At 70.8% G+C, this 24836-nt stretch carries 23 protein-coding genes; 13 read left to right on the top strand and 10 right to left on the bottom strand.

Translation table 11 applies throughout. From position 1 onward, the window contains the following. Positions 1–173: 173 nt before the first annotated feature. The 4 genes from ACZ7SW_RS36685 (at position 174) to ACZ7SW_RS36670 (ending at position 6055) form a co-directional block, all read left to right on the top strand. Positions 174–1244, top strand: a complete 1071-nt coding sequence (locus ACZ7SW_RS36685) for an acyl-CoA dehydrogenase family protein (RefSeq protein WP_470234951.1) — start codon at positions 174–176, stop codon at positions 1242–1244. Positions 1245–1246: 2 nt separating this feature from the next. Beyond that, positions 1247–2440 carry an acyl-CoA dehydrogenase family protein gene (locus ACZ7SW_RS36680; protein ID WP_470234950.1) on the top strand — a complete coding sequence of 398 codons (1194 nt, stop codon included), beginning with the start codon at positions 1247–1249 and terminating at the stop codon, positions 2438–2440. A gap of 23 nt (positions 2441–2463) precedes the next feature. Next, complete coding sequence (locus ACZ7SW_RS36675; protein ID WP_470234949.1) at positions 2464–4836, top strand: CaiB/BaiF CoA-transferase family protein; 2373 nt, start codon at positions 2464–2466, stop codon at positions 4834–4836. Between the two features lie 292 nt (positions 4837–5128). Continuing rightward, positions 5129–6055 (top strand): LysR family transcriptional regulator, encoded by a 927-nt coding sequence (locus ACZ7SW_RS36670; RefSeq protein ID WP_470234948.1) that lies wholly within the window; start codon positions 5129–5131, stop codon positions 6053–6055. A gap of 56 nt (positions 6056–6111) precedes the next feature. Here the strand turns inward: ACZ7SW_RS36670 and ACZ7SW_RS36665 are convergent, their stop codons facing one another. The 5 genes from ACZ7SW_RS36665 to ACZ7SW_RS36645 all read right to left on the bottom strand — a co-directional run bounded on the left by ACZ7SW_RS36665 (position 6112) and on the right by ACZ7SW_RS36645 (position 11837). Continuing rightward, positions 6112–6540: a MarR family winged helix-turn-helix transcriptional regulator gene (locus tag ACZ7SW_RS36665; RefSeq protein WP_470234947.1), complete on the bottom strand. Its 429-nt coding sequence runs from the start codon at positions 6538–6540 to the stop codon at positions 6112–6114. A gap of 33 nt (positions 6541–6573) precedes the next feature. After that, the gene (locus ACZ7SW_RS36660; protein ID WP_470234946.1) at positions 6574–7767 is read right to left on the bottom strand and encodes a CaiB/BaiF CoA transferase family protein; all 1194 of its coding nucleotides are present in this window, start codon (positions 7765–7767) and stop codon (positions 6574–6576) included. Positions 7768–7895: 128 nt separating this feature from the next. Continuing rightward, positions 7896–8663, bottom strand: a complete 768-nt coding sequence (locus ACZ7SW_RS36655; RefSeq protein ID WP_470234945.1) for an NPP1 family protein — start codon at positions 8661–8663, stop codon at positions 7896–7898. A 72-nt stretch (positions 8664–8735) separates the two neighbouring features. Continuing rightward, positions 8736–10568 carry an FUSC family protein gene (locus ACZ7SW_RS36650; protein ID WP_470234944.1) on the bottom strand — a complete coding sequence of 611 codons (1833 nt, stop codon included), beginning with the start codon at positions 10566–10568 and terminating at the stop codon, positions 8736–8738. 87 nt (positions 10569–10655) lie between these two features. Continuing rightward, on the bottom strand, positions 10656–11837 hold the full coding sequence (locus ACZ7SW_RS36645) for an FAD-dependent monooxygenase (protein WP_470234943.1): 1182 nt from the start codon (positions 11835–11837) through the stop codon (positions 10656–10658). A 134-nt stretch (positions 11838–11971) separates the two neighbouring features. Here ACZ7SW_RS36645 and ACZ7SW_RS36640 point away from each other — a divergent pair, with 134 nt between their 5' ends. Then, positions 11972–12439, top strand: coding sequence for a MarR family winged helix-turn-helix transcriptional regulator (locus ACZ7SW_RS36640; protein ID WP_470234942.1), 468 nt, complete (start codon positions 11972–11974; stop codon positions 12437–12439). 6 nt (positions 12440–12445) lie between these two features. Here ACZ7SW_RS36640 and ACZ7SW_RS36635 read toward each other — a convergent pair whose 3' ends face one another. Continuing rightward, positions 12446–13366 (bottom strand): hypothetical protein, encoded by a 921-nt coding sequence (locus ACZ7SW_RS36635; protein ID WP_470234941.1) that lies wholly within the window; start codon positions 13364–13366, stop codon positions 12446–12448. A 72-nt stretch (positions 13367–13438) separates the two neighbouring features. Here ACZ7SW_RS36635 and ACZ7SW_RS36630 point away from each other — a divergent pair, with 72 nt between their 5' ends. From ACZ7SW_RS36630 to ACZ7SW_RS36620, 3 genes are all read left to right on the top strand, one after another. Beyond that, entirely contained in the window at positions 13439–14521 is a 1083-nt protein-coding gene (locus tag ACZ7SW_RS36630) for a peptidase dimerization domain-containing protein (protein WP_470234940.1), read from the top strand. Between the two features lie 10 nt (positions 14522–14531). Further along, the gene (locus ACZ7SW_RS36625; RefSeq protein WP_470234939.1) at positions 14532–15350 is read left to right on the top strand and encodes an alpha/beta fold hydrolase; all 819 of its coding nucleotides are present in this window, start codon (positions 14532–14534) and stop codon (positions 15348–15350) included. Between the two features lie 109 nt (positions 15351–15459). Beyond that, positions 15460–16434, top strand: a complete 975-nt coding sequence (locus ACZ7SW_RS36620) for a pirin family protein (protein ID WP_470234938.1) — start codon at positions 15460–15462, stop codon at positions 16432–16434. A 44-nt stretch (positions 16435–16478) separates the two neighbouring features. Here ACZ7SW_RS36620 and ACZ7SW_RS36615 read toward each other — a convergent pair whose 3' ends face one another. Continuing rightward, positions 16479–17390 (bottom strand): phosphatase PAP2 family protein, encoded by a 912-nt coding sequence (locus tag ACZ7SW_RS36615; RefSeq protein ID WP_470234937.1) that lies wholly within the window; start codon positions 17388–17390, stop codon positions 16479–16481. A 112-nt stretch (positions 17391–17502) separates the two neighbouring features. Between ACZ7SW_RS36615 and ACZ7SW_RS36610 the strand changes: the two genes are divergently transcribed. The 3 genes from ACZ7SW_RS36610 (at position 17503) to ACZ7SW_RS36600 (ending at position 20085) form a co-directional block, all read left to right on the top strand. Continuing rightward, the gene (locus ACZ7SW_RS36610; protein WP_470234936.1) at positions 17503–18183 is read left to right on the top strand and encodes a response regulator; all 681 of its coding nucleotides are present in this window, start codon (positions 17503–17505) and stop codon (positions 18181–18183) included. Between the two features lie 76 nt (positions 18184–18259). Further along, on the top strand, positions 18260–19606 hold the full coding sequence (locus ACZ7SW_RS36605) for an ATP-binding protein (protein ID WP_470234973.1): 1347 nt from the start codon (positions 18260–18262) through the stop codon (positions 19604–19606). Then, complete coding sequence (locus ACZ7SW_RS36600; RefSeq protein ID WP_470234935.1) at positions 19603–20085, top strand: hypothetical protein; 483 nt, start codon at positions 19603–19605, stop codon at positions 20083–20085. Before ACZ7SW_RS36605 ends, ACZ7SW_RS36600 begins: the two co-directional genes overlap by 4 nt. Here ACZ7SW_RS36600 and ACZ7SW_RS36595 read toward each other — a convergent pair. Beyond that, positions 20082–20681 (bottom strand): TetR/AcrR family transcriptional regulator, encoded by a 600-nt coding sequence (locus ACZ7SW_RS36595; protein WP_470234934.1) that lies wholly within the window; start codon positions 20679–20681, stop codon positions 20082–20084. The genes ACZ7SW_RS36600 and ACZ7SW_RS36595 overlap by 4 nt on opposite strands. 56 nt (positions 20682–20737) lie before the next feature. On the opposite strand from ACZ7SW_RS36595, the gene ACZ7SW_RS36590 reads away from it, so the two are divergent. After that, positions 20738–21973: an FAD-dependent oxidoreductase gene (locus ACZ7SW_RS36590; protein WP_470234933.1), complete on the top strand. Its 1236-nt coding sequence runs from the start codon at positions 20738–20740 to the stop codon at positions 21971–21973. 563 nt (positions 21974–22536) lie between these two features. Here the strand turns inward: ACZ7SW_RS36590 and ACZ7SW_RS36585 are convergent. Then, positions 22537–23097, bottom strand: coding sequence for an NADPH-dependent FMN reductase (locus ACZ7SW_RS36585; protein WP_470234932.1), 561 nt, complete (start codon positions 23095–23097; stop codon positions 22537–22539). 94 nt (positions 23098–23191) lie between these two features. Here ACZ7SW_RS36585 and soxR point away from each other — a divergent pair, with 94 nt between their 5' ends. Next, positions 23192–23659 carry a redox-sensitive transcriptional activator SoxR gene (gene soxR / locus ACZ7SW_RS36580; RefSeq protein WP_470234931.1) on the top strand — a complete coding sequence of 156 codons (468 nt, stop codon included), beginning with the start codon at positions 23192–23194 and terminating at the stop codon, positions 23657–23659. A gap of 651 nt (positions 23660–24310) precedes the next feature. On the opposite strand, the gene ACZ7SW_RS36575 is transcribed toward soxR, so the two are convergent. Further along, positions 24311–24817 (bottom strand): mycothiol transferase, encoded by a 507-nt coding sequence (locus ACZ7SW_RS36575; protein WP_470234972.1) that lies wholly within the window; start codon positions 24815–24817, stop codon positions 24311–24313. Positions 24818–24836 lie beyond the last annotated feature (19 nt).

Here is a 24836-nt window from a genome sequence, read left to right as displayed (position 1 = left end):
TCCCGCTGACGCGGCGTAAACGACCGGTCGGCACACCGGCAGATGAGCGCCCGCGACACGTGCGCCGATGTCGCTCCCGGAAACCTGCCGGTGTCGGAATCCGTGATGTACATCGCCGTTTCCCGCGCCCAGCATGGAAATCGGGACCCGACGACGGGAAAGGCGGTCCGGTGATGGCGATCAGCGCCGCGGAAACCGAACAGCTGCGGGAGGCGGTGCGCGACCTGCTCGCGGACCGCTGCACGGAGGCGGACGTGCGCCGCGTGCTGGCGACCGGCTCCGGCTACGACCCCGAACTGTGGAAACAACTGGCTGAGCTGGGCTTGCCCGGGCTGGTGATCGCGACCGAATACGGCGGAGTCGGTCTGGGCGCGGAAGAACTCGAAGCGGTTTCGGAGGAAATCGGGGCGGCGCTGGTGCCGTCGCCATTCCTGTCGAGCGCCGTGCTGACCGCGACGCTCATCGACGCAGCCGGGACCGAAGAGGACAAACGCCGCCTGCTGCCCGCGCTCGCCGACGGATCCTCGATCGGAACCGTTGCCATTACTGGCCCAACCGGCACTTGGACACCCGAAGATGTTGCGGTGCAAGCGAACGGGACTCTCACCGGTACCGCCTCCTACGTGACATTCGGCCAGCTCGCGGACGTCATTCTCGTAGTTGCTCGCACTGGCGACGACATCGGCGTCTTCGAGGTCTCCCCGGACGCCTCTGGCTTCACCCGCACGCCCCTGTCGGTATTCGACCCGACCGTGCGGCTATCTCAGTTCACCTTCGCTGATACACCAGCGCGACGGTTTGGCACTTCAGGCTGGGCAGCTGTGCGGAAAGCCTTGGATACCAGCATCGTCGCGCTGGCCGGCGAACAAGCAGGCGGCGCTCGCAAGATCTTTGAGACGACCGTCGAATATCTCAAGACCCGGGTCCAGTTCGGCCGCGCGATCGGCAGTTTCCAGGCGATGAAGCACCTCGCCGCGGACCGGCTGCTGGACGTCGAATCCGCGACGTCCGCCGCCCGGCACGCCGCGGCCGACGGCAGCCCGGGCGCGATCGCGCTCGCCGGGTTCGCCTGCGCGGAAGCGTATGAAACCGTTGCCCTGTCAGCGATCCAGATGCACGGCGGGATCGGCTTCACCTGGGAACACCCGGCGCACCTGTACCTGCGCCGCGCCCGCTCCGGCGCACAGCTGTTCGGCGTCCCGCGGCTGCACCGGGAGCGCTACCTCGTCTCGAAGGGGGCCTGACCATGACCACCACCCTGCCCACAGTGGACCAGCTCCGCGAAGAAGTCCGCGCGTGGCTCGCCGCGGAATGGACCGGGCTCACTCCGCCCGAAGACCGCTGGGATACCACCCCGGAACGCGTGGCCTGGCTGGAAAAGGTCGTCGCCGCCGGATACGCAGTGCCGACCTGGCCGGTCGAATGGTTCGGCCGCGCCTACCCGGCCGAACTGGCCGACGCGATCGCTTCGGAGTTCGAGGCGGTCGGCGCCCCCGGTGCCCGGCAGGACAAGTACAGCATCCCCGCCAACACCGTCCTCGCGTTCGGCACCGAGAAACTCAAGAACGACCTGCTGCACGCCGTCCTCACCGAACACTCCCGTACCTGCCTGTTCTACAGCGAACCCGGCGCGGGATCCGACCTCGCCGGCGTCCGCACCACCGCGGTCCGCGACGGCGACCGCTGGATCGTCAACGGCCAGAAAGTCTGGACGTCCGGCGCGAAAACCGCGGACTACGCGCTGCTGATCGCGCGCACCGACTGGGATGTCCCGAAGCACCAGGGCTTGAGCTACTTCGTCGTGCCGATGCACCAGCCCGGCGTCGACATCCGGCCGCTGGTGCAGATCACCGGCGAGGCGCACTTCAACGAGGTCTTCCTGACCGACGTCGAAATCCCGGCGGACTACCTGGTCGGCGCCGAGGGCAAGGGCTGGCGCGTCCTGCAGACCGCGCTCGCGTACGAACGCTCCATCATGGGCGACGGCGCGCGGGCGTCGCGGCACGGATCGATCGCCGACGACCTCGTCGAACTGGCCCGGGAACGGGGCCGCCTCGCCGACCCGGTCGTCCGGGACAAGCTGGCCACCGTGCTCGCGGTGCGCGAGCTGAACGCGTTGAACAACGCCCGGGCGAAGGCCGCCGCCGAACAGGGCACGTCGAGTTCGGCGATGTCGCTGGGAAAGCTGGCGATGTCCGGAATCCTGCACGCCGAAGGCCGCCTGCGCACTGACATCGCCGGTCCGGAAACGTTGCTCGCCGGGGACGAGAACCCGGTCGCCGACGACGTGAACTTCCTGGCTCTCAACGCTTTCTTCACCTCCATCGGCGGCGGCACCGACCAGATCCAGCGCACGATCATCGCCGAACGCGTCCTCGGCCTTCCCAAGGAACCCGAGGTCGACCGCGACCTCCCCTTCCGCGCCGTCCGCCGCAGCTGAGCACTTCGAGGAGGCTGGTTCCCTTGTCCGACACCTACGACCCGCCGCTGTCCGGGGTCCGCGTGCTCGATCTGTCCTCCGGCCCGATGACCGCGACCGGGCGGCTGCTGGCCGATCTCGGCGCGCGCGTCACCCGGGTCGTCCTGCCCGGCGTCACCGACGAACGCACCACCGGTCCGGTCGTGGACGGCGTCGCGATCGGCACCGCCCTCGACCGGCACGGCTTCGCCCACGCCACCGCCGAACCCGGCTCGCACGGCTGGGAACAGCTGCTGGCCGACGCCGACCTGCTGATCGAGACCACTCCGCCGGGTTCGCCCGCCGAAGAACTCCTCGACGTCCCCGGCCTGCGCACCCGCTATCCCGCACTGGTCATCCTGTCGATCAGCGACTTCGGCCGCGCCACGACCCGCCGCCGCTGGCACGCCACCACGCCGGTGTTCCACGCGCTGACCGGCGAACTCTCCCGGTCCGGCATCCCCGGCCGCGCGCCGTTGCTGCCACCCGGCGAGCTGCCTTATCACGTCGCCGCCGCGCAAGCCGCGTTCCAAGCGGTGAGCCTGTACCTGGACCGGCTGCGCACGGGACGCGGCGACCGCATCGACTTCTCCCTCCTCGACGGCGCGATGCAGGCGCTGGACCCGGCTTTCGGCATGGTCGGCAGCGCCGCCGCCGGAGTGCCGTTGAGCGACCTTCCGCGCGGACGCACCGAAGAACGCCACCGGTACCCGATTTTCCCTTGCCAGGACGGATATATCCGGATCTGCCTGCTGTCGCGGCGGCAGTGGCGCGGGATGTTCGAATGGATGGGCAGCCCGGCCGCGTTCGCCGACCCGAAGTACGACCAAGTGCGCGAACGCTATGCCTCGCCGGACCTGCTTCCCTCGATCGGCCGGTTCTTCGCCGACCGCACCCGGGCTTCGCTGGAGTGCGAGGGCCAGCGCCACGGCGTGCCGACCGCCGCGGTGCTCACCCTCGCCGAGGCACTGCACACCGACCAGCTCACCGCCAGGGGCTTCTTCCGCGACACCGAACTGTCGCCCGGCCTGATCGCGCCGGTCCCGGCCGGAATCACCGAAATCGACGGGCACCGAGCCGTCGCCGCCCCGGACACCGGCGCGCGCGTCACCTCCGCGCCGATCCTGGCCGCGCGAACCCGTCGCGGAGAAGGGCGTCCGCTGGAGGGAATCCGCGTGCTGGACCTCGGCGTGATCGTGGTCGGCGGCGACACCGGACGGCTCTTCGGCGACCTCGGCGCGGACGTCATCAAGATCGAGAACTCCGCCTTCCCCGACGGTTCCCGCGCCGCGCTGCCGGGCCCGATGTCGCAGGGATTCGCCGCCGGGCACCGCAACAAACGCGCCATCGGCGTCAACCTGCGGGATCCCGAAGGCCAGGCGCTGGTGCGGCGGCTGGTCGCGCGGTCGGACGTCGTGCTGACCAACTTCAAACCCGGCGTCATCGCCTCGCTCGGGCTCGACCGGGCCGCGCTGTCCGAAGTGAACCCGGGCATCGTGGTCGTGGACAGCTCGGCGTTCGGTCCGACCGGCCCGTGGGCGAAACGGCTCGGCTACGGTCCGCTCGTGCGCGCCGCGACCGGACTCACCAGCGAGTGGATCTATCCGGGCGAACCGGGCACGTTCAGCGACGCCGTCACGGTCTACCCGGATCATGTGTGCGCCCGGATCGGCGCGCTGGCCGCGCTGGCGCTGCTCGTCCGCCGCGAACGCAGCGCTGAGGGCGGGGCGGTGAGCGTCGCGCAGTCCGAGGTGATGCTGAGCCACTTCGCGGACCGGATCGCCGCCGAAGACCTGGCTCGCCGAGGACACCACCTCACCGAACCGGCCCACGACGCGCCGTGGGGCGTGTTCCCGGCCGCTGGCGACGACGACTGGCTGGCTCTCACCGTCCGCGACGACGCGGATTGGGGTGCGTTGTGCGCGGTGCTGGACCGTCCCGACCTGGCCGCCGACCCTGGTTTGGCCACGCGCGCCGGCCGGGCGTCTTCGCGGGCCCGGATCGACGCGGCAGTGACCGAGTGGACGGAGCGGCGTTCCCCGTTCGCGGCGATGGAACTGCTGCAGGCCGCTGGCGTCCCCGCCGGGGCCCTGCTGCGGGCGGCCGACCTGCCGGAATGGGAGCAATATCGCGAGCGGCGCGCGTTTCGGGAGGAGCTGCATCCGTACGCGGAGGAGCCGTACGTGCTGGAGAACGTGCAGATCCACGCCGCGCACGTCGCCGATCCGCCGGTGGGGCAGGCGCCGTTGCTGGGCGAGCAGACGTTCGAGATCGCGGAGGAATTGCTCGGGTTGGGGGTCGCGGAGACGGCTGGGCTGGTCGCGCGCGGGGTGTTGGAGGCACCGGAGGAACGGGGGCGGGCCGCTCGCGCGGGGTGACGTTTCGGCGGTCTCTTCGCCTGCTGGATTCCGGCAGTGCTGAGTGAACCGGCGACCGAAGCCCGCTGCGCACCGCGGCCGCTCTGCGAAGCACCGGTCCCCGCCCGGTAGCCACGAGGCTCTCCCTACCCGCCCAGTAGCCCCGAACCCCGGCCACCCACCCCGAAGCCCGCAGCACCGCCCGCCCTGGCCGCGAACCTGCCCCGCGTCGCCGTCGCCTCGACAACCGGCCGAACTCCCCTCCCCGGCCGTATGATCGCCGAAACCCGCCCGCCCCGCTGGACATTGGACGATGGAGATCGACTTCACCCGGCTCAAGTACTTCGTCGCGGTCGCCGACGAGCTTCACTTCAAGCGCGCGGCGGACCGGCTGCGGATCACCCCTCCGCCGCTCAGCAAGCAGATCAAGCTGCTCGAACGCGAACTCGGCGGCCCGCTGTTCGAACGGCATTACCACGAGGTCCGGCTCACCCCGCTCGGCGAAGCGCTTCTCGGCCCCGCGCGGGCGATCCTGCGCCAGGTCGACGGCCTGAAGGACATCGCGGCGGGCGTCCTCGAAGACGGCACGCCGATCCGGATCGGGGCCACCGCGTACGCGCCGTCGGATCTGCTCGAAGACCTCGAAACCGCGGTCGGCGGGCTGGCCGCTCCGGCGACCTTCGAGGTGGCCGGTTCGGCGGCCGAGGTCACCGCGAAACTCGTGTCCGGGCATCTGGAACTCGGGCTGATCCACCTCTCCGTCGAGGACCAGCGGCTGCGCGCCCGCACCGTCGCCGAGTACCAGGGCGCGATCGCGGTCCGCGCGGACGATCCGCTCGCCTGCCGCGACCTCGTCCACATCGAGGAACTGCGCGACCGCGAGGTGGTCATCGACTTCGCCCGGCCGAACCCGGTCATCCTCGCCGCGCTGACCCGGCGGCTCGCGAAACAGGGCGTCCGCAACATCGTCCGCGCGGTCAGCGGACGCGGCGGCGAACTCGAAATGGCCGCGCAGGTGTTCAACCGGCGCCTCGTCGCCCTGGTGTCCTACGCGCCGGCGTCGTTCATCGGCCGGATGTTCTCGCCGCCGGAGTTCAAGCTGGTCCGGATCGACGAGGACGGCTGGGAGCCGTCCCGGCTCGCGCTCGCCTGGGCCGCCGACCGTGCTGCCGGACCGCCCCGTCCGGCCGATCTCGCCGAGGACCTTTCCGCGAAGCTGGGCCCGATCCGCCGCGGGTGACCGCGATCCGTGGCGTCCGCGTGCTCGCCGCCCGGCGAATCGTCCACTGTGGACCGCTAGGACTCGACGAACCTGGTCAGCAACCGCCCGAATTCGAGCACGTCGCGGCGCGGCCAGTCCCGCAACCGGTCTTCGAGCCGTTCCCGTTGCGCCGCACGGGTAATCGCCAGCGCGCGATGCCCGTCCTCGGTCAATTCGAGCCGCTGCCTGCGCGAATGCCGCGGATCCGGGCTACGGACCAGCAGCCCGGCGTGCTCCAGTTCCGCCAGCTGCCTGCTCACCGTCGAGGGGTCGAGCCCGTACTCCTGGGCGAGATCCGCGGCGTGCGCGCAGTCCGCGAGGTCGATCGAGGACAGCATCGTGTACTGCACGAACCCGAGCCCCTCGTACAGTTCGTTCGCGCGCACCCTCGACCCGCGGGAAAACAGGATCATCGCGCGGTGGATAGCGTCCAGGGCATCGCCGTCGCGGTCTTCTCCCGGCATGTCCCCGCATGCTAGAGATGCACCATACAACTGTCAACGCGGCCCGGCGGCGATCCCCCGGCCCAGCAGATCGTCCGCGTCCGCCCCGGCTTCCTCAAGCAGCGCACGGGTATGCGCGCCGAACGCCGGAACGTCGCCCATCCGCGCCTCGACGTCCGCGAACGTCACCGGCGGCAGCAGCGCGTCGACGGTCGCGTGTTCGGTGCCGATCGTGCGCCAGCGGTCGCGGGCGCGCAGCTGCGGGTCGGCCACGACGTCGGCGACCTGTTTCACTTGCGCGGCAGGGATTCCCGCTGCCGCCAGCCGCTCGTCCAGGTCCACTGTGGACCATTTCGCGGTCTCGGCGGCGACTGCCGCGTCGCATTCCGCGCGGTGTTCCACCCGCTGCACGTTCGTGGTGAATCGCGGGTCATCGGCCAGTTGCGGGGCTTCGAGGACCGAGGTGACCAGGGCTCGCCAGCCGCTGTCGTTCTGGACGCCGATCAGCATCTGACCGTCTTTCGTCGGGTACGCGTCGTAGGGGGCGATCGACGCGTGGCTCAACCCCATGCGCGCGGGCTGGCGTCCGGAGTACATCTGGCTGTACATCGCGTAGCCCATCCATTCGACGGTCGCCTCCAGCATCGACACCTCGACCGTCGCGCCCTGGCCGGTTCGCAGGCGGCGCAGGAGGGCGGCCAGGACCGCTTGTGCGCAGTACATTCCGGAGGCGATGTCGGACGTCGGGATGCCGGTCTTGACCGGGGTGTCCGGGGTGCCGGTGATGCCGATCAGGCCGGCTTCGGCCTGGACCAGCATGTCATAGGCCTTGCGCTGTTCCCTCGGGCCGCCGGTGCCGTAGCCGGAGAGGTCCACTGCGACCAGTTCCGGGTGGTCGGCTCGGAGTTCGGCGGCGCTGAAGCCCAGGCGGGCGGCCGCGCCTGGGGCCAGGTTTTGGACGAAGACGTCGGCTTGGGCGGCCAGTCGTTTTACGACGTCGCGGCCTTCGGGCGTTTTCAGGTCTACGGCCAGGGATTCTTTGCCCCGGTTGAGCCAGACGAAGTGGGCGCCGGTGCCGTGGACTACGTGGTCGTATTCGCGGGCGAAGTCTCCGCCGTCCGCGCGTTCTACCTTGATTACCCGGGCGCCTAGGTCGGCGAGGGTGCGGGTGGCCAGCGGGGCGGCTACTGCTTGTTCGATGGAGACGACGGTGAATCCGTCCAAGGGGAGCGCGGGATCCGGGTGCATGCTGCTTACTATTACTCGGATTTCGCGGGGGTGCTGTGTTGCGTGGGTGCGCTGGTGCGGTCAGGTGGTGGCTGTGAAGGGAACCCTGAGGGAATCAGGGGCTGTGAGGGTTCCCCTCACGGAACTAGTCAGCCGCGTGGGGCGAAAGGGATTTCGGCTGGTTTCGACTTTTCCAGCAGGTCCTGGTAGCGGCCTTCGCTGATCTTGATCGTCGCGGCGCCGAAGTCGGCGGCCATCAGACGGTCGCGCAGGGCGGTCGTCGGCCAGCCGTCCCAGCCGACCAGGGGTGGGTACCGCCAAGCGTGGTAGTGGTTTTCCGGCGGCTCGTCGTGGGCGTCGGCCAGGCGGAAGAAGTGCGTGCCGGGGCCGTCCTTGTGGTACACCGTCTTCGGGTGGGTGCCGTCGAAGCTCACCTTTGACCTTGGGTAGGTCACCTGCGAGGAATGCTGGGTGGTCGTCACGTACTCGACCTGGTTCGAGGACTGGTCGATCCACGAGATCACGTGCTCCCAGTCGTGCCGGTGCCCGCCGAGGCCGCTGCCGTCGACTGCCTGGTCCTTCTCGAAGTAGCTCGCGTAGACGACCGCGCACCAGCCGTGGTTGCAGGTCGAGCGCGAGTAGGTCTGGGAGTTGTCCAGGTCGGACTTGTCGTGGCAGTTGCCGTTGACCGCGCCGGTGGTTTTGAGGCCGGGCGCGAGCGTGCCGTCCGGGCCGATCGCTGGCGTGGCGTAGCAACCGTCGCCGTCGTAGTCGTAGGCGGGAGAGAAGGACTGCTCGTACCCGTTGGCGTTCTGCGGCAGGTTGTGCGGCGGGTCGGCGTACGCCGCGGACACCGGGAACAGCAGCGCCACGGACACCGCCACCGTCGCGACGCGGGCGATCGGGAGTTTCCTCATGTTCGGATGGTGACACCGCGAACGCGGAAGGTGAAGGGATGCAAGGGAAGCATCCGGTGGCCGCACGGCCCTTCAGCTCGCTAGCATCTCGGCGCCGCGATGCACGCGCAGCAGGTCAGCCCGTACGAGGTCGGCCAGCAGGCGCTCCTCCTCGTCCACGTCGGCCGGACGTGCGGGTAGTTCTCCACTGCCCGCCAAGGCACTCGCAGCCGCCGAAGCGAAGGACGCCATCGTCGGCGACTGTTCGTCCCGCTGCAGCAGGGCGCCAGCCGACGCCGCGAGACCGCGCAAGCCCTGTCCGGCTTCCTCCAAAGCTTCTCGCTGTTCCGGCGAAGGCTCCCGGCTGCCCGGCTCGGGGCTCAGCAGATCCTGATGTGTCCGAGCCGCAGCACGGAACCGCAGCCCGACCTCACGGCGACCTCCTCCGCCGCGCAACCGTTCCGCCACCGAGGCGAGCAGTTCGCCAGTCTCCTCGACGGCGTCGGAAAACCGTTGCGCCACCGACGGTTTCGGCACCCCTGGCACCGCGGCGAAGCCGAACAGCAGTCCGATCACCACCGCGAGCACCACCAGCAGCAGGTACTCCACGAGCACCGAGAGCGCGTCCAGATGTCGCGTCGTGGCGTTCATCCCGACGCTCATCAGCACCATGCAACCGTTGAACACCATGGGTTTCACCTGCATGAACGGGAACCCGGCGAGCAGCGCGACAATCCCCAGCGGCAGCAACGCACCCGGCGGCAACAGCCACAGCGCGATCGCCAGCACGACGGCACCGGCCACCGCACCGGCCGCGCGCTGCCACGCCTTCGCCAGCGTGTCCCGCCATTCCGGCTGCATGAGCGCGAAGGTCGTCATCAGGAACGACACCGTGAGCGGGTCGCCGGGCCGGAACGTCGCGATCACCGCCGCGACCAGCATTCCCAGCGCACACCGCACCGCGTGCCGCAATTGCGCGGACCGCCACGAGAACACCCCGGCCGCCTCGCGCCTCAATGCCTCGCGGACGAGATGCCGCGGGAAGTCCACAATGGACTCGTCGCGGGCCAGCACCGCTTCCCGGATCGCGAACAGCCCGGCCCAGGCCTCGTCGAGCAGCGCGCCGGTATCCCCGGGCAGCGCGACATCCGGGTCGATCCGCTCGATCTCCGGCGGATCCGCCACCGTCTTGGCCCGCACGGCTTCCGCGAGCGCCGCCACCTGTTCGTCCGCGGCGTCGAGCACGCCGGAAACCGCTGCCGCCTGCTGTTCGTCGAACGCGCGCAGCCGGTCCCGCAGCACCGCGGCCGTGCCGTGATACCGCGCGCCGCCCGCGAGAACCCGCGCCTGCCACGCCCGCGGCCGGTCGGTCACCCACAACCGCACCGCCCGCTCCGCGCTCGCGCGATCCGGTCCGGCGAGCGCGTCGGCCAGCGCGGTGCGGGTCGGCTTGCCGGGATCGCGCAGCCCCATCACCAGCCGCAGCACGAACACGACCCCGACGGCCAGCGCCGGCGCGCAGACGATCTGCACCGGGCTGGCCGCACCGCTGAGCTGAAAGCCGTACCCGAACACCGAAGCCATGCCGAGTCCGAGCCCGACCGTCACATACCGCGGCCCGAGCGCGGGCACCAGCGCCGCCACGAACACCACCAGCGCGAGCAGCGCGATCGACGCGACCGGCGACGCCTCGCCCAGCAACCGCGGCCCGGCCCCGCCGATCACCACCGCCGGGGCGAACGCGGCGAGCAGCCACAGGTCCGGTCGCAACGGCCCGCCGGTGGCGGCGATGAAGCAGAACAACGCGGTCAGCCCGGCCAGCACCGCCGTCCCGCCGAGCCCGAGCGCCACCCCGAGCCCGGCCGTGCCCCCGACGACCACCAGGATCGCCACGAGCATCCCGCCGCCGCGCGCAATCGCGTTCATCCCGCCTCGTTCCCCTCACCGCGCAATGCCGCCGGGTAGCCTCGCACGCCGCGGCTGCACACCGGGCACCGACTCGCCAGCAGCAGGTCAGACGGTCGCGCGCGCCGGCGGCAAGGTCACCAGGTTGTGCACCTCGCTGTGCGCCGCCCCCGGCAGCCCTTCCGTCGACCGCAACGCCGCGTTCCGCGCTTCCAGTTCCTCCTCGGTGCGCGGCGACATCACCATCGCTCCGGCCGTGGCGAGCGCCTGGTTGCGCTCCACGAACTCCCGCGACCGCTTCTCGTACGCCGCGAACGCGACGTCGTGCGGAGCGTCCGCCAGCTCGTAGGCCAGCAGGTACGCACCGACCATCGCGAGGCTCGACCCCTGCCCGGACAGGAACGACGTCGCGTGCGCGGCGTCCCCGGCCAGCGCGACGCGGCCCTTCGACCACACCGGCAGGTGGATCTGGCTGACCACGTCGAAGAACAGGTCGTCGGCCGAGCGCATCGCCTCGACCATCCGCGGCACCTCCCAGCCGTAGCCCTCGAAGCGGCTGGCGACCAGATCGCGCTGCGCGGCCGGGTCGGCGAACGCGTAGAACGGCGCCTCGGCGTGGGTGAACACCAGGAAGCCGTGCACCTGGTCGTTGCCGCCCGCGGCGTAGAGCGACGCCGACCGGCCCGCGACCGCCCAGGACGCGCCCTCGTGCGACAGGCCGAGGTAGTTCGGCATGGTGAATCCGGCGAAGCAGTAGCCGAGGTAGCGGTGGAACCGCTCCTCCGGCCCGAGCACCAGCGAGCGGGTCTTCGAGTGCAGCCCGTCCGCGCCGATGACCAGGTCGAACGTCTGGCTCCGGCCGCTGGAGAAGGTCACGTCGACCCGGTCGCCGCGGTCGTCCAGCGTGGCGACCGACTCCGAGAAGCGGAACTCGACGTCGTCGCGGACCGCGTCGTACAGCAGGCCGGTGAGGTCGCCGCGGGCCAGTTCGATGTCGTACCCGGCCTCGTCGCCGGTAATCGCGGTCGGTGCGAAGCTGTTCAGGACGCCGCCGTCCGCGTCGAGGAACGACAGCCGCCGGGTGGCGACGTGCCGCGCCCGCGCCGTCTCCTCCAGCCCCATCCGCCGCAGCACCTCGACCGCCGGGCCGCGCATGTCGATCGGGTACCCGCCGCCGCGCACTGCGGCCGCCTTCTCCACCACGGTGACCGCGAAGCCGTACCGGTTCAGCCAGTACGCCAGCGCCGGGCCCGCGATGCTCGCCCCCGAGATCAGCACACTCCTGCTCATGGTTCTCCCCCTCGCCTCGGCAGGCGGTAGATGCCTACCTTAGGTATCATTTTCGAGACCGGCCGGAACCGCCTCGTGCGATCCCGGTGACCCGACTGTATACCTAAGTTAGGTATCTAATCAAGGAGCCCGCGATGTCCGCCGTCCCTTCCCTGTTCCGGGACCTGCTGCCCCGGCTGAACGAGCTGAGCGGGTCGCTGCGCCGGGGAAAGCTCTTCGAGCGCGCGGTCGAGGCCACCGGGCTGCCGCTGGAACGGCCGGCGATGAGCGTGCTCGGCATCCTCCACCTCGAGGGCGAACCGCTGCGGATCGGCGAGATCGCCACCCGGATGAACGTCGTCGGCCCGCACGTGACGCGGCAGGTGCAGGGGCTGGAAAGCCGGGGGCTGGTGCGGCGCGTGGCCGACCCGGACGACCAGCGGGCCCGGCTGATCGAGCTGACCCCGGAAGGAAAGACCGCGGCCGAACGCTACGTCGCGGTCATCGAGGGCTGGTTCGCCGGCGCGATGAGCGGCTGGAGCGAGGAAGACCGCCAGCTCCTCGACCGGCTGATGACCCGGCTGGTCGAGGACCTGACGGCCCGGTTGTCCGATCTGGACTGAAACGTTCTACCGCGACAGCCGCAGGAACTCCTGCTGCTCGCGGTCGTAGCGCTGGGTGAGGCCGTTTCCGTAACGGTCCCACCAGTTCTGCGTGTGCCCGTTCTGGCGGGTGGTCGTGTCGCCGTAGACCTGCCGGTCGTACTCGATCCGGGCGTCGTGGAACTGCTGCTGGAATTCCTGCGGAGACAGGTCCTGCAGCTGCCGCACCGCGGCCGGGTCGAGGGTGCGCGCGCTCTGCACGATGTCCGCGCCGCCCATGTGGTTCAGGATCGCCCGGACGCCGCCCGCGCCGCGCATGTGCGCGCCGGACATGATCGCTGCCTGCGTGCCCGCGTCGGTGAACTCCAGCGCCCCGGCGTGGCGCGCGTTCGCGGTCATCAGCTGCGCGACCACGGCGTGCTCCTCGGCGCTGCCGATGCCGTACTGCTGGCGGGCGGCCATGATCTGGTCGTAGCCGTTGTGCATGTTCCGCCGGAAGCCGTACGCCTCCGGCACTCCGCCCTGTTCGCCGGTCGCGCCCTCGGAACGCATGATCGAATCGACGACCCGGTCGTCCAGCTGCTGCGGTGCGGCACCCCCAGCAGCCGCACCGCCGCCGCCGGCCCCGGCTCCCCCGCCGCCCGTCCCGCCGCCGTAGCCCTGTGCCACCGCGGCGTCGGCGTCGGCGTAGTTCTGCGCCGCGTGCTGCACCTTGCCGTTGACCTGTTCGATCAGCTTCACGAAATCGCCGAGCGACGACACGAGTTTCGACTGCAGCAACGTGTTCGCCGCCGCGACCCCGCTGCCGATTCCCGCGAACGACAAGGCGTCGATCACGAGCGTCTCGAGGTCGCGCACGGCCGAGAACGCCGCTGAGCCGAGGCCTTCCACGTTCTTCACGATCGCCGACACCTCGGCCGGCAGCACCCGGTAGGTTCCCGCTGTCATACCAGTGACGATCGCGCACCCTGGTCGCCGCGCCCACGGCCGAATTACCCACTTTCGCATGGGATCGAATCCGTGCCCGCTGGGTACCTGGGCGGCATGGAGTCCGACGAGGACCGGCACGACCGGACCGACCACGAGATCGAGCTGCTCGCCGAGCGGCTCTGGGCCCGGTCCCGCGAACCGGCCAGCGACCAGGAGCCGGATCTCGGGCAGCTCGCGCACGCCGGTTTCGAGATCGCCGGCCGCACCGCGCGGTACGGCGCCGGACGTCCGTGCGTCGCCCTGCTGCTTCCGTCCGACCGGCACCGGGAATTCGGGCACAACCTCGTCGCGGCGGCGGTCATCGGCGCGGCGCTCGCCACCGTCCGGACGCTGGAATCCGGTTCCGTCGTCGTCACCGACCGTCCCGCCGACGGCATCGACGCGGTGCTGACTTTCCAGCCCGGCGTGCACACCTGGGCCGCCGCGCCGCTCGCCGCGCGGACCGAACTGCGGGTGACCGTGCACGGGAATTCCGGTCCGGCGCCCGAGGACAGCACCGACGCGGTCGCCTCGCTGGTGCAGGTCTTCACCGCGATCGCGGCGCTGCGGGCCCGGTTGCCCGCCGGGGCCGCGGTGCAGGGAATCGTGACGCACGGCGGGGAATCCACCGACGTGGTACCCGATTTCGCCGAAGCCCGCTTCGGGTTGCGCGCGCCGGATTCGGAGGCGCTCGGCCGGGTGGTCGCCGAAGTGACCGCAGCCGCCGAAGGCGCCGCGATGGCGACCGGGACGAAGGCGAACGTCGAACGCTTCGGCCCGATTCACGCGCGGTTCCAGGACAATCCGGTGCTGTCCGGGCATTTCGCCCGGCATCTCGCGGCGTGCGGGATCCACGCGTCCCCCTCAGGTGCGGCGGCGGTGCCCGGCCGCGCCGAGGTGGGCGATGTGAGCGTGCGGATACCGACGATCCACCCGTCGGTCGCGCTTCACGATCCGGTACGCGCCGTCGGCAGCCGGGCGTTCGCCGAGGCGACCGGATCGCCACGGGCCCGGACGGTGCTGCTCGCGGCGGCGTCGGCGCTGGCCCGGACCGCCTCGGACCTTCTCGCGCACCCCGCGCTGGTGCGGCAGGCTTGGGACAATTTCGCCGATCGCGCGCGCCGGAGTGGCTAGAGTCCTCTCCATGGGGACGACTGATTTGCCGCTGCCCGACGGCCGGAACCTTCGGGTCCACGACAGCGAGGGCGACGGCTTTCCGCTGGTGTGGCACCACGGCACTCCGCAATCCGGCCGCCTGCTGCCGCCGGTGGTGGAGGCTGCGGCCGCACGCGGATTCCGGGTGGTTTCCTACGGTCGGCCCGGGTATGGCGGGTCCACTCCGAACGTCGGGCGGACGGTGGGCTCGGCCGCCGAGGACGTGCGTCAGCTGGCGGATGCGCTGGACCTGCCGCGGTTCGCGGTGATGGGGGCTTCCGGCGGCGGGCCGCACGCGCTGGCCTGCGCCGCGGGGCTGCCGGATCGAGTGGCGGCGGCGGTGTGCCTCGCCGGGTTGGCGCCGTACTCCGAGGACTACGACTGGTACGGCGGGATGGTCGACGACAGCTCGTTGCGTGCCGCCCGCAAGGGCCGCGAAACCCGGCTGCAGCACGGAGAAACGCAAGAATTCGACCCGACGAGCTTCACCGAAGCGGACTGGACGGCGTTGCGCGGCACGTGGGGTCCGCTGGGGCAGGACGCCGGTGCCGCCTCCGACGTGGCCGCCGAAGCCGACGACGATCTCGCGTACGCGGCGCCATGGGGATTCTCCGCGGCCGACGTGCGGGTTCCGGTGCTGCTGGTGCACGGCGGCGAGGATCGGATCGTCCCGGTCAGCCACAGCGAATGGCTCCTGCGGAACCTCCCGGACGCCGAACTGTGGTCGCGTCCGCGGGACGGGCACATCTCGGTGCTGAACGCGCTCCCGACCGCGCTCGACTGGCTGCGCAACCTCCTCGCCCGCTGACCGATGCCAACTGTCCGTGAAGGGAACCCTGAGGGACTCTGATTCCCTCAGGGTTCCCCTCACGGACAGCGGGGCAGGAACTCGCGCGCAGCCGGTTATCGTGTCGGGCATGAGCAACGTCGAGACCGACCCGGCCGAACTAGCGTGCGGCGGCGACCCCGCCGGACCCGGCAAGGTCGAGGTTCTCGACGCCCGTTCCGTGCCGCTCGGCGGCCCGCGAGCCATGCCGGTCCGCCGCACCCTGCCGCAACGCCAGCGCTCGCTCATCGGCGCGTGGTGCTTCGCCGACCACTACGGTCCCAACGACACCTCCGTCAGCGGCGGCATGTCCGTCGGCCCGCATCCGCACACCGGGCTGCAGACGGTGAGCTGGCTGTTCACCGGCGAGATCGACCACCGCGACAGCCTCGGCTCGCACGCGATGGTCCGGCCCGGCGAGCTCAACCTGATGACCGGCGGGCACGGCATCTGCCACGAAGAGGTGTCGACGCCGGAAACCACCACACTGCACGGGGTCCAGCTGTGGGTCGCGCTCCCGGACGAGCACCGGCACACCGCACGCGACTTCCAGCATTACGTCCCGCCGACCGCCCAACTCGACGGGGCCACCGCACGCGTCTTCCTCGGCACACTGGCCGGGGAAACCTCGCCGGTGAAGACCTTCACTCCGTTGCTGGGCGCGGAAATCGTCCTCGCTCCGGGCGCGGAGCTCCGCCTCGACGCGGACCCGTCCTTCGAGCACGGCGTCCTGCTCGACACCGGAGAGGTCTCCTTCGCGGGCACTCCGCTGCAGCAGGCTCAGCTCGGCTACCTCGGCATCGGCGCGACCACGCTCCGCCTGCACAACCCCGGGTCCTCCCCGGCCCGGGCGATCGTGCTCGGCGGGCCGCCGTTCGGCGAGGAAATCCTGATGTGGTGGAACTTCGTCGGCCGCAGCCACGACGAGATCGCCGAGTACCGCGAGGCGTGGGAGGCGAACTCCGACCAGTTCGGCGCGATCGACCCGTACCCCGGCGGCCCGGCGCGGCTGCCCGCTCCCCCGCTGCCCGCGGTGCGGATCAAACCGCGCCGCAATCCCTCCTGAGCGGCGATCGCGGGGAGAACCGGCTTTTCGCTACCGGCTTTTCGCTACCGGCCTTCCTTCCCGCTCAGCCGGTTCCGTGCCCCGGACGGGTCGAAGTTCACCCGCCGGAGTGGTCCAGCCGCCAGCAGCACCACCGCCACCGCGCTCAACGCGGCCAGCACCAGCGCGGCCACGAACCTGGCCGGGACCGACGTCGCCGACGCCAGCACCGCGTACCCGGCCAGCACCACCACGGTCGGCCCGAGGAGCACGACCCCCGTCAGCACCACCGGGATCCGCCCGCCGTCCGGTCGTCTCGCCGAGACGACCGCCGCGCCCGCCGACACCACCGCGGCCACCAGCAGGCACGCGCCCACGGTGTCCGACAGGCGGTGCCAGCTGAGCGCGACGGTCGCCGCGGCCACCCAGGCGACGCCGGGCGCACCCACGGCGAGCACCCAGGTCCGGAACCGCGCGGGCAGCACCACGGCCAGTGCCAGCAGCACGGCGGTGGCCGCGCTCACGTGCCCGCTCGGGAAACTGTTGTGGTGCGGCGCTCCGGCCGAACCGACGTCCGGCCGGTCCAGCAGGTAGATCTTGAGGAGCTGCGCGGCGGCCAGCGGCAGCAAGTACAGCACCAGCGCGGTCACCCCGAGCGCGAACCGCTTGCGCAGCACCGCGAGCGCCACGATGACGATCCCGGCCGCGCCGAACACCTCGACCCCGTCGATCCCGGCGAGCGGCCGCGCCCAGTCCACAGTGGACCGCGGAAGGTTCTGCGCGAAGCGGACGACCCCGTCCTCCGCGCGCTGCCCGGCCTCGGTCCGCACGAACAGCAGGTAGGCGACGACGAACGCGCCCGCGAACCCGATCGCGGCCGCGACCAGCACGGCGGTCCGCGAACGCCGCGGAGGGGCGAGCGCGTGCCGGGGCGCGGACAAGGGCACGGTCGGCGTTTCAGGAGTCAGCACTGCCATGCCTTCGAGCCTGGCCCCGGGATTTCGGGATCTCGTCAGGGCCGTGTCATGGTTTCGCTACAAGATCCGCCCGGCTCGCGCGAATCCGCGGGTATTCCGAATAATGGCCCCTGTGGCTGTGGTGTTGGTGGTCGAGGACGACGCGTCCGTGCGCGAGGGCATGGAGCTGGCGCTGCGCCGTCAGGGACATACGGTGCACACCGCCGCGACCGGCGAGGACGGTGTCGCGCAGCTACGCGAACGCGCGCCGGACCTCGTGGTGCTCGACCTGATGCTGCCCGGCATCGACGGGTTCGAGACCTGCCGCCGGATCCGCGCGCTCGGCCAGGTGCCGATCATCATGCTCACCGCGCGCAGCGACGATTTCGACATCGTCGCCGGCCTCGAAGCGGGCGCGGACGACTACGTCGTGAAGCCGATCGAGCCGCGCGTGCTCGACGCCCGCATCCGCGCGGTGCTGCGGCGCACCGCTCCCGAACCGGGCGCCGCCGGCCCCGAACAGCACGGCGACCTGGTGATCGACCGGGCCGGGATGCTGGTGCGCAAGCACGGCGAGCACGTCTCGCTCACCCCGACCGAGCTGAAGCTGCTGCTGGAGATCTCGCGCACGCCAGGCCAGGTGTACAGCCGCAGCCAGCTTCTCGCCGCGGTGTGGGGGCACGACTATCTCGGCGATTCCCGCCTGGTCGACGCGTGTGTGCAGCGGCTGCGCTCGAAGATCGAGGACGTCCCGGCGCGGCCGGACCACGTGCAGACCGTGCGCGGCTTCGGCTACCGGTTCGGTCGCTCGTGAGGCGGGCCGGGCCGTGAAGCGGCTCCGGTCGTGGGCTTCCGGGCTGCGTCTGCGGCTGGTGCTGGCGTTCGCGGCGATGACCCTGGTCGGCGCGGGCGCGGCGGCGGGCGCGAGCTACGTGTCCGCGCGCAACACGATCCTGGCCGGCGTGCAGGACCCGGCGATGGTGCAGCTGCGCGACGAGGTCAGGACGTACCTGCCGCAGCTGACGCTCCCGCCCGACCAGCGGCAGCTCGACAACATGGCGAGTTCGCTCAAAGGCGTCACGACCGTGGTGTTCGGGTCGCTGCATTCGCGCGTCGGGCTGAATCCGGCGGAGCTGCCCGCCGGGCTGCGCACCGCGGTCGCGGGCGGGACCAGCATCCAGTTCCAGCGGGTCGTCGAGGGCGGGCGTCCGGTGCTCTACATCGGGATGCCGCTGCTGCGCTACGGCGCGGCGAAGGGGGAACACACCGGCATCGAGGTCTACAAAACGGTGCCGCTGGCCGCCCAGCAGGCCGCGATCGAGCAGCTGGCGACGCGCGCGTGGCAGATGACCGCGCTGGCCCTGCCGATCGCGGTCGCGCTGGCGCTGCTGGCCGCGCGGCAGGTGCTGCAGCCGGTGCGCGCGCTGAACTCGGCGGCCCGCAAACTCGGCGACGGGCAGCTCGACGTGCGCCTGCCCGCCAAGGGTTCCGACGAACTGGCCCAGCTGGTCACCACGTTCAACCACACCGCGGCGGAGCTGGAACGCACCGTCGGCTCGCTGCGCGAGATGGAGGCCGACGCGCGCCGGTTCGTCGCGGACGTCTCCCACGAACTGCGCACGCCGCTGGCGGCGATGAACGTGGTCACCGACGTCCTCGACGAGGACGCCGACCAGCTGCCCTCGGACACCGCCGTGGCCGCGCGGCTGGTGTCGTCCGAAACGCGCCGGCTGACCCGGCTCGTGCAGGACCTGGTCGAGATCTCCCGCTTCGACGCCGGACGGGCCGAGCTGCGGGTCGAAGAGGTCGACCTGGCCGAGGCGGTGACGAACAGCCTCGCCGCCCGGGGCTGGACCGGCTCCGTGGCGGCCGATCTGCCCAGCGTCCCCGTGCCCGCCGACCCGCGACGGCTCGACCTGGTCATCGCGAATCTCGTCGGCAACGCCCTGCACCACGGCGCTCCGCCAGTCGAAATCGGGCTGAGCGCTGACGACACGACCGTCTCCTTGACTGTCACCGACCACGGCCCGGGGATCCCCGAGGAGGTGCTGCCGAAGGTGTTCGACCGCTTCGCCAAGGCCGACACCTCGCGGGCCCGGTCCGACGGCAGCGGCCTCGGATTGTCGATCGCGCTGGAGAACGCCCGGCTGCACGGCGGCGACATCGAAGCGGAAAACACCGGCGACGGGGCGCGGTTCACGCTCCGGCTGCCCCGCGCCGCGCAGGAGGAGCGATGAAACTTCCCCGGCTCTTCCTCGCGCTGATTTCCGTCCTGCTCCTCGCCGGTTGCGGCGTCCAGCCGACCGGAGTGGTCCCCGCGGGCGAAGCGCCCGGCGGATTCCAGCTGGGCACGCCGCGTCCGCAAATCACGCTCTACTTCGTCTACGCGGGACAGCTCAGCCCGGTGCAGCGCGCCTGGGCGAGGGACGCGACCCCCACGACGGTGCTGACGGAACTGTTCGGCGGCCCGACGCGCGTCGAAGAACAAGAGGGTTTCTACTCGATGCTCTCGCCCGGCAGGCACGTCACGGTCGACACTTCGGCCCAGCCGGTGACCGTGACCGTCTCCGAATCGATGAAACTGCTCTACCCGATCGGCCTGCAGCAGGTGGTCTGCACGGTGTCCGCGTCGCTGGCGGCTTCCGGGCAGTCGATCGGCAAGGGGATCACCGTGGTCGCCTCGGACACGAAGCTCGAATCCCTTTACTGCAACTAGCTTTTCGTCTTGGGCAGAAACCCGTGCACGACCCGGTCGACGGTCGCCAGGACGACTTCCGTCGCGTTGCTTCCGTCCGGTGCCTGCCGCAACGCCGCCTCCAGCGCGCCCAGCACCGCGCCGGTCAACGCGGCGGCCTCGACCCGATCCAGCTGCGGCGCGCAGGTCTTGTAGAGCTTCTCCGCCCACCGATCGCCCACTATGGCGTTGCGCAGCAGATATCCCGCGCGCAACGCGGGCACCGCGGCGAGCAGCCGGGTGCGCACCTCGGTGAGCGGATGGTCCAGCGGGAAACTCCACGCGTCCGCCGTCGCCAGCGCGTGCACGGTCCGGGTCACGAGCTCGGCGACCTGCTCGCCGGGCTTCGCCGCGGCGAACACCCCGTCCACCACCTCGTCGTAAAGATGCTGGTCAGCGAAGACGACGTCCTCTTTGGTGGCGAAGTAGTTGAAAAACGTCGCCGGGGAGACCTTCGCCCGCGCGGAGATCTCGGCGACGGTCGTGCCGTCGTAGCCCTGCTCGTCGAACAGCGTGAGCGCGGCCTCGATCAGCGCCTGGCGGGTCCGCCGCTTCTTCTCTTCCCGCAACCCGGTCATGGCATGGATCTTAGCGTTACTCTAAACTTAGAGAGTCTCTAAGATTGGAGGTCCCGATGGAACGGACCGGATGCGTGGTCGCCGGGGGCGGCCCGGCCGGCGTGATGCTGGGCCTGCTGCTGGCGCGGGCCGGGGTCGAGGTGGTGGTGCTGGAGAAGCACCGGGACTTCCTGCGCGACTTCCGCGGCGACACCGTGCACCCGTCGACCCTGCGGCTGCTGGACGAACTGGGCCTTGGCACGCAGTTCGCCGCCCTGTCCCGTTCGGTCCTGGAACGGATGAAGATGAACATCGGCGGGGAAACCGTGGTAGCCGCCGACTTCAGCAGACTGCGCGGCCCGCACCGGCACATCGCGATGGTCCCGCAAGCCGAATTCCTTGGCCTGCTGGCCGAAGCCGGTGCCGCCGAGCCGAAATTCTCCCTGCGCATGGGCGCGTCCGTCGTTTCGCTGCGCCGAGAAGGCGGACGCGTCACCGGAGTCCGCTACCGCGACGACACCGGCACGGACCGCGAACTAGCCGCCCCCCTCACGGTCGGCTGCGACGGACGCTGGTCGACGGTACGCCGAGAACTCGGCCTCGCACTGCGGGAGACAGAGGTCCCGATGGACGTCTGGCAGGTGCGGGTGCCGAAAGCCGGACCGGGCGAACAGGGGGTGTTCGCCCGGTTCGGCCCCGGATACGCCTCGGTGACCATGGACCGCGGCGATTACTACCAGACCTCGTATCTCATCCCCCGCGGCCAAGACGCCGCCCTGCGTTCCGGCCCGATCGACGGATTCCGCTCGCGGCTCGGCGAGTTGTTCGGCTGGACCCCCGCGCAACTGTCCGCCGTGCGTTCCTGGGACGACGTCAAGCTGCTCGAAGTGACCATGGGCCTCCTGCCACAGTGGCACGCACCGGGCGCGCTGTGCATCGGGGACGCAGCACACCCAATGTCGCCGGTGGGCGGTGTCGGGGTGAACCTGGCCGTGCAGGACGCCGTCGCCACCGCACGCCTTCTCGCGAAACCGTTGCGGCACGGGGAGATCCCGGTGTCCCGCCTGGCCGCCGTACGCCGCCGCCGATTGCTGCCGACTGTCGCGGTGCAGTCCAGCCAGAAGGGCGAACACGAAATGCTGCTCCGCCCGGCGCTCGCCGGGACCCTGGACCGCTTGCCCGCGCCGATGCGGGCACTGCAACGGTTTCCGGCGCTTTCCGGGGTCACGGCTTATCTGGGTGGAGTTGGGTTGCGGCCGGAGCATGCGCCTGCCTTTGCGCGGAGGTCTACTGTGGACAGTTACGCCGGTTGAGCTTTCGGCCTCCGGGGCGGTGTCGCTTGCCAGCACTGGTTTGCGACAGCGCCCCGGAGATACTGCTCAGCTCGCCGATGTCGGCCGGACCATGCACCAGGGCTGCGTGGTTCCACAGTGGAGCGTTGAGCCGCTTCGGCGGATTCACTCGATTCAGGACGGTCTCGGCTCTTCACCGCCGCAAGAAGGCATCGGATCCTCACTGCGCGAAGCCAGCGGGAGTTCTTCGCTGCGTCAAGCCAGCATCGGCTGGTCGCCGTCCCCAGACAGCGTCAGCTCCTCGCCGCACCAAGATAGCGTCAGCTCCTCGCCGCCCAAGGCAGCCTCAACTGGTCGCCGCACCAGGACAGCGTCGGCTCTTCACCGTCCCAAAGCAGCGTCGGCTCGGAACATGCTCCGGCCTCCCCCGTTCCGCGGACGGAGAGCCGTGCCGGACAACGGTCCAGCCCCACGGCAGCCGCACCGTCAACCGGCTTCCCGCAGCTAACAGGCTTCCCGCAGCGCCCCCGACTCAGCGCTCACCCAAGCGGCACATGCGCGACCCGCGCCATTCCGCAGCCCGGTTACGCCGGATAAGCCCGCACCAACCGAGCGTCCTGCAACGCGCGGGCCCACCATTCGAGCTGGTCAAGCAACGCCTTCGCCGCGGTCTCGACGCTCGGGTCGACCGGTTCGCCGTCCTCCCCGAACCGGCCGTGCACCCCGTGGAAGCTCACGGTCTCGCGGATGGTGACCGCGTGCAGCTCAGCGAAGACCGGACGGAGGTGCTCGACCGCGCGCAGCCCGCCGGAAATCCCGCCGTAGGACACGAAGGCGACCGGCTTGGCGTGCCATTCGCCGCGGAACCAGTCGAGGACGTTCTTGAGCGCGGCCGGGTAACTGTGGTTGTACTCCGGCGTGACCACGACGAACGCGTCCGCCGCCTCGAGCCGGGCGGCGACGGGCGCGGCCCCCTCTCCGTTCATGGCGAGCGGCAACGAGATCTCGGCGACGTCGACGACGTCGACCGCGAACCCGCCGTGCCGGTCGGCCTGGCGGGCGAACCAGCGCACGACCGTGGGGGCGAACCGCCCTTCCCTGGCGCTGCCGACGAGCACAGCGAGCCGGACGGGAGCTTCGGACACGTTTTTCTCCTTTTTCCCGGGGCGGAACAGGTTTCCCGCCTCCGGAAGGAGTCTCGAACTTCAACCTCCCTTTAAGTCAAGTTATGCTGAGCGTATGGCGAAGACGGAGCTGCCCGAACTGACCGTGGGCGAACTCTCCCACCGCAGCGGCGTACCAGCGTCGGCCCTGCGGTTCTACGAGGACGAAAACCTGATCCGCAGCAGGCGCACCGCGGGCAACCAGCGCCGCTACCGCCGCGACGCCCTCCGGCGGGTCACGTTCATCCGCATGTCGCAGCGAGTGGGCATGCCGCTGGCGCAGATCCGCGAGGTGCTGGCACTCCTGCCGGACGACCGGACCCCGACCCGCGCCGACTGGTCCCGCATCTCGTCCTGCTGGCGCTCCGACCTGGACCAGCGCATCCGCCAGCTGGAACAACTCCGGGACCAACTGAACGACTGCATCGGCTGCGGCTGCATGTCCCTGGCCAAATGCCGCCTGGCCAACCCGAACGACCAACTAGGCCAAGACGGCCCCGGCCCACGGCGGCTGCCGGACCACCGGGGAACGGAGTACGGGTGAGGCCTCGCGACACGGGAACGGGTACGAGCGACCTTCGCGGCAACTGAGGTTTCCCAGAGGCTCAACGCGCGCAGCACTGAGAGGTTTCAACGCTGCCGGTGTCAGCGCTGCGAGTTTCAGCGCTGCGAGTTTCAGCGCTGCGAGTTTCACTGCGTGCAGCGCCGAGAGTCGCCCGCGGAACGGCACCACGCGCCGCGCGGGTGCACCACGCCGGCTGCCCCAGTCCGCCCGGTTCTCCCCAACCGTGACTCGCCGCCCAGGCCTTGCCTTCCGCTACCCACCACCTTCCGCTACACACCGCCACAAACCGCACCGCCTCACCTGCCGACGACAGTCCGGCACTCCGCTTCCGCAGCCAACCGCCACCGTCCGAGCGAGACCGGTCACTCGCCCGGCACATCGGTCGCCCGGCACGTCGGTCGCCCCGAGCATCACTCGCCCAGCACGTCAGGTTGCCCAGCACGTCAGGTTGCCCAGCACGCCAGCTGCCCCAGCGCGTCAGGGCCGCCCAAAACGCCAGTCGTCCAGCGCGCCAGTCGCCCAGCGCGCCAGTCGCCCAGCGCGCCAGTCGCCTCGCCCGGCTCGTCAGGCCGCCCGACTCCACACTCGCCCGCCGCGTCACTCACCCGGCACGTCAGCCGCCCAGCATCGTCACCCCAGCAGCAACCCCCTCACGTAGGCGGCCTGTCCCGCGTGCTGGAGGTCGTCAGACAACACGCTGACCAGCCGCACTCCCAGCGTCACCGGCGGGTCCCAGCCTTCGTCGACCACGCGGTCCAGCGCCGCCGCGTCCAGGCCAGCCACCCAGGACACCGTGTGCTCGTGCACGGCGTCGTAGTAGCCGGTGAGCAAATCCGGCGACTCGGGCCGCACCTGGGCCACGTCCTCGCTGCTGTGCCCGTAGCCGATGTCGCCGGCCGGGAACGGCAGGTCGAATTTCTCGCGCCAGTCCGCTGCCGTCCAGAGCTGGTCGGTGCCCGCGGCGTCGGCGACATGGTCGTCCTGCACCCTCGCCAGATGCCAGACCAGCCAGCCGATCGAGTTGGCCTCCGGGCCGGGTCGCGCCGCCAGCTGCTCCGCGGTCAGCCCGTCGACTGCCTGGTGCACCACTTCCCGCACCCGGCCGAATCCGTCCACGAGCAGATCGGCCACCTTCATCTCGCGCTCCTCTTCCGTC

Source organism: Amycolatopsis sp. NPDC114484 (genome assembly GCF_055633755.1).
This window is presented reverse-complemented; position numbering and strand designations above follow the sequence as displayed.

Coding starts and splice junctions, on each gene's coding strand:
- ACZ7SW_RS36685 (WP_470234951.1), top strand. CDS start 174: ATGGCGATCAGCGCCGCGGAAACCGAACAGCTGCGGGAGGCGGTGCGC.
- ACZ7SW_RS36680 (WP_470234950.1), top strand. CDS start 1,247: ATGACCACCACCCTGCCCACAGTGGACCAGCTCCGCGAAGAAGTCCGC.
- ACZ7SW_RS36670 (WP_470234948.1), top strand. CDS start 5,129: ATGGAGATCGACTTCACCCGGCTCAAGTACTTCGTCGCGGTCGCCGAC.
- ACZ7SW_RS36665 (WP_470234947.1), bottom strand. CDS start 6,540: ATGCCGGGAGAAGACCGCGACGGCGATGCCCTGGACGCTATCCACCGC.
- ACZ7SW_RS36660 (WP_470234946.1), bottom strand. CDS start 7,767: ATGCACCCGGATCCCGCGCTCCCCTTGGACGGATTCACCGTCGTCTCC.
- ACZ7SW_RS36655 (WP_470234945.1), bottom strand. CDS start 8,663: ATGAGGAAACTCCCGATCGCCCGCGTCGCGACGGTGGCGGTGTCCGTG.
- ACZ7SW_RS36650 (WP_470234944.1), bottom strand. CDS start 10,568: ATGAACGCGATTGCGCGCGGCGGCGGGATGCTCGTGGCGATCCTGGTG.
- ACZ7SW_RS36645 (WP_470234943.1), bottom strand. CDS start 11,837: ATGAGCAGGAGTGTGCTGATCTCGGGGGCGAGCATCGCGGGCCCGGCG.
- ACZ7SW_RS36640 (WP_470234942.1), top strand. CDS start 11,972: ATGTCCGCCGTCCCTTCCCTGTTCCGGGACCTGCTGCCCCGGCTGAAC.
- ACZ7SW_RS36635 (WP_470234941.1), bottom strand. CDS start 13,366: ATGACAGCGGGAACCTACCGGGTGCTGCCGGCCGAGGTGTCGGCGATC.
- ACZ7SW_RS36625 (WP_470234939.1), top strand. CDS start 14,532: ATGGGGACGACTGATTTGCCGCTGCCCGACGGCCGGAACCTTCGGGTC.
- ACZ7SW_RS36620 (WP_470234938.1), top strand. CDS start 15,460: ATGAGCAACGTCGAGACCGACCCGGCCGAACTAGCGTGCGGCGGCGAC.
- ACZ7SW_RS36615 (WP_470234937.1), bottom strand. CDS start 17,390: ATGGCAGTGCTGACTCCTGAAACGCCGACCGTGCCCTTGTCCGCGCCC.
- ACZ7SW_RS36605 (WP_470234973.1), top strand. CDS start 18,260: ATGACCCTGGTCGGCGCGGGCGCGGCGGCGGGCGCGAGCTACGTGTCC.
- ACZ7SW_RS36600 (WP_470234935.1), top strand. CDS start 19,603: ATGAAACTTCCCCGGCTCTTCCTCGCGCTGATTTCCGTCCTGCTCCTC.
- ACZ7SW_RS36595 (WP_470234934.1), bottom strand. CDS start 20,681: ATGACCGGGTTGCGGGAAGAGAAGAAGCGGCGGACCCGCCAGGCGCTG.
- ACZ7SW_RS36590 (WP_470234933.1), top strand. CDS start 20,738: ATGGAACGGACCGGATGCGTGGTCGCCGGGGGCGGCCCGGCCGGCGTG.
- soxR (WP_470234931.1), top strand. CDS start 23,192: ATGGCGAAGACGGAGCTGCCCGAACTGACCGTGGGCGAACTCTCCCAC.
- ACZ7SW_RS36575 (WP_470234972.1), bottom strand. CDS start 24,817: ATGAAGGTGGCCGATCTGCTCGTGGACGGATTCGGCCGGGTGCGGGAA.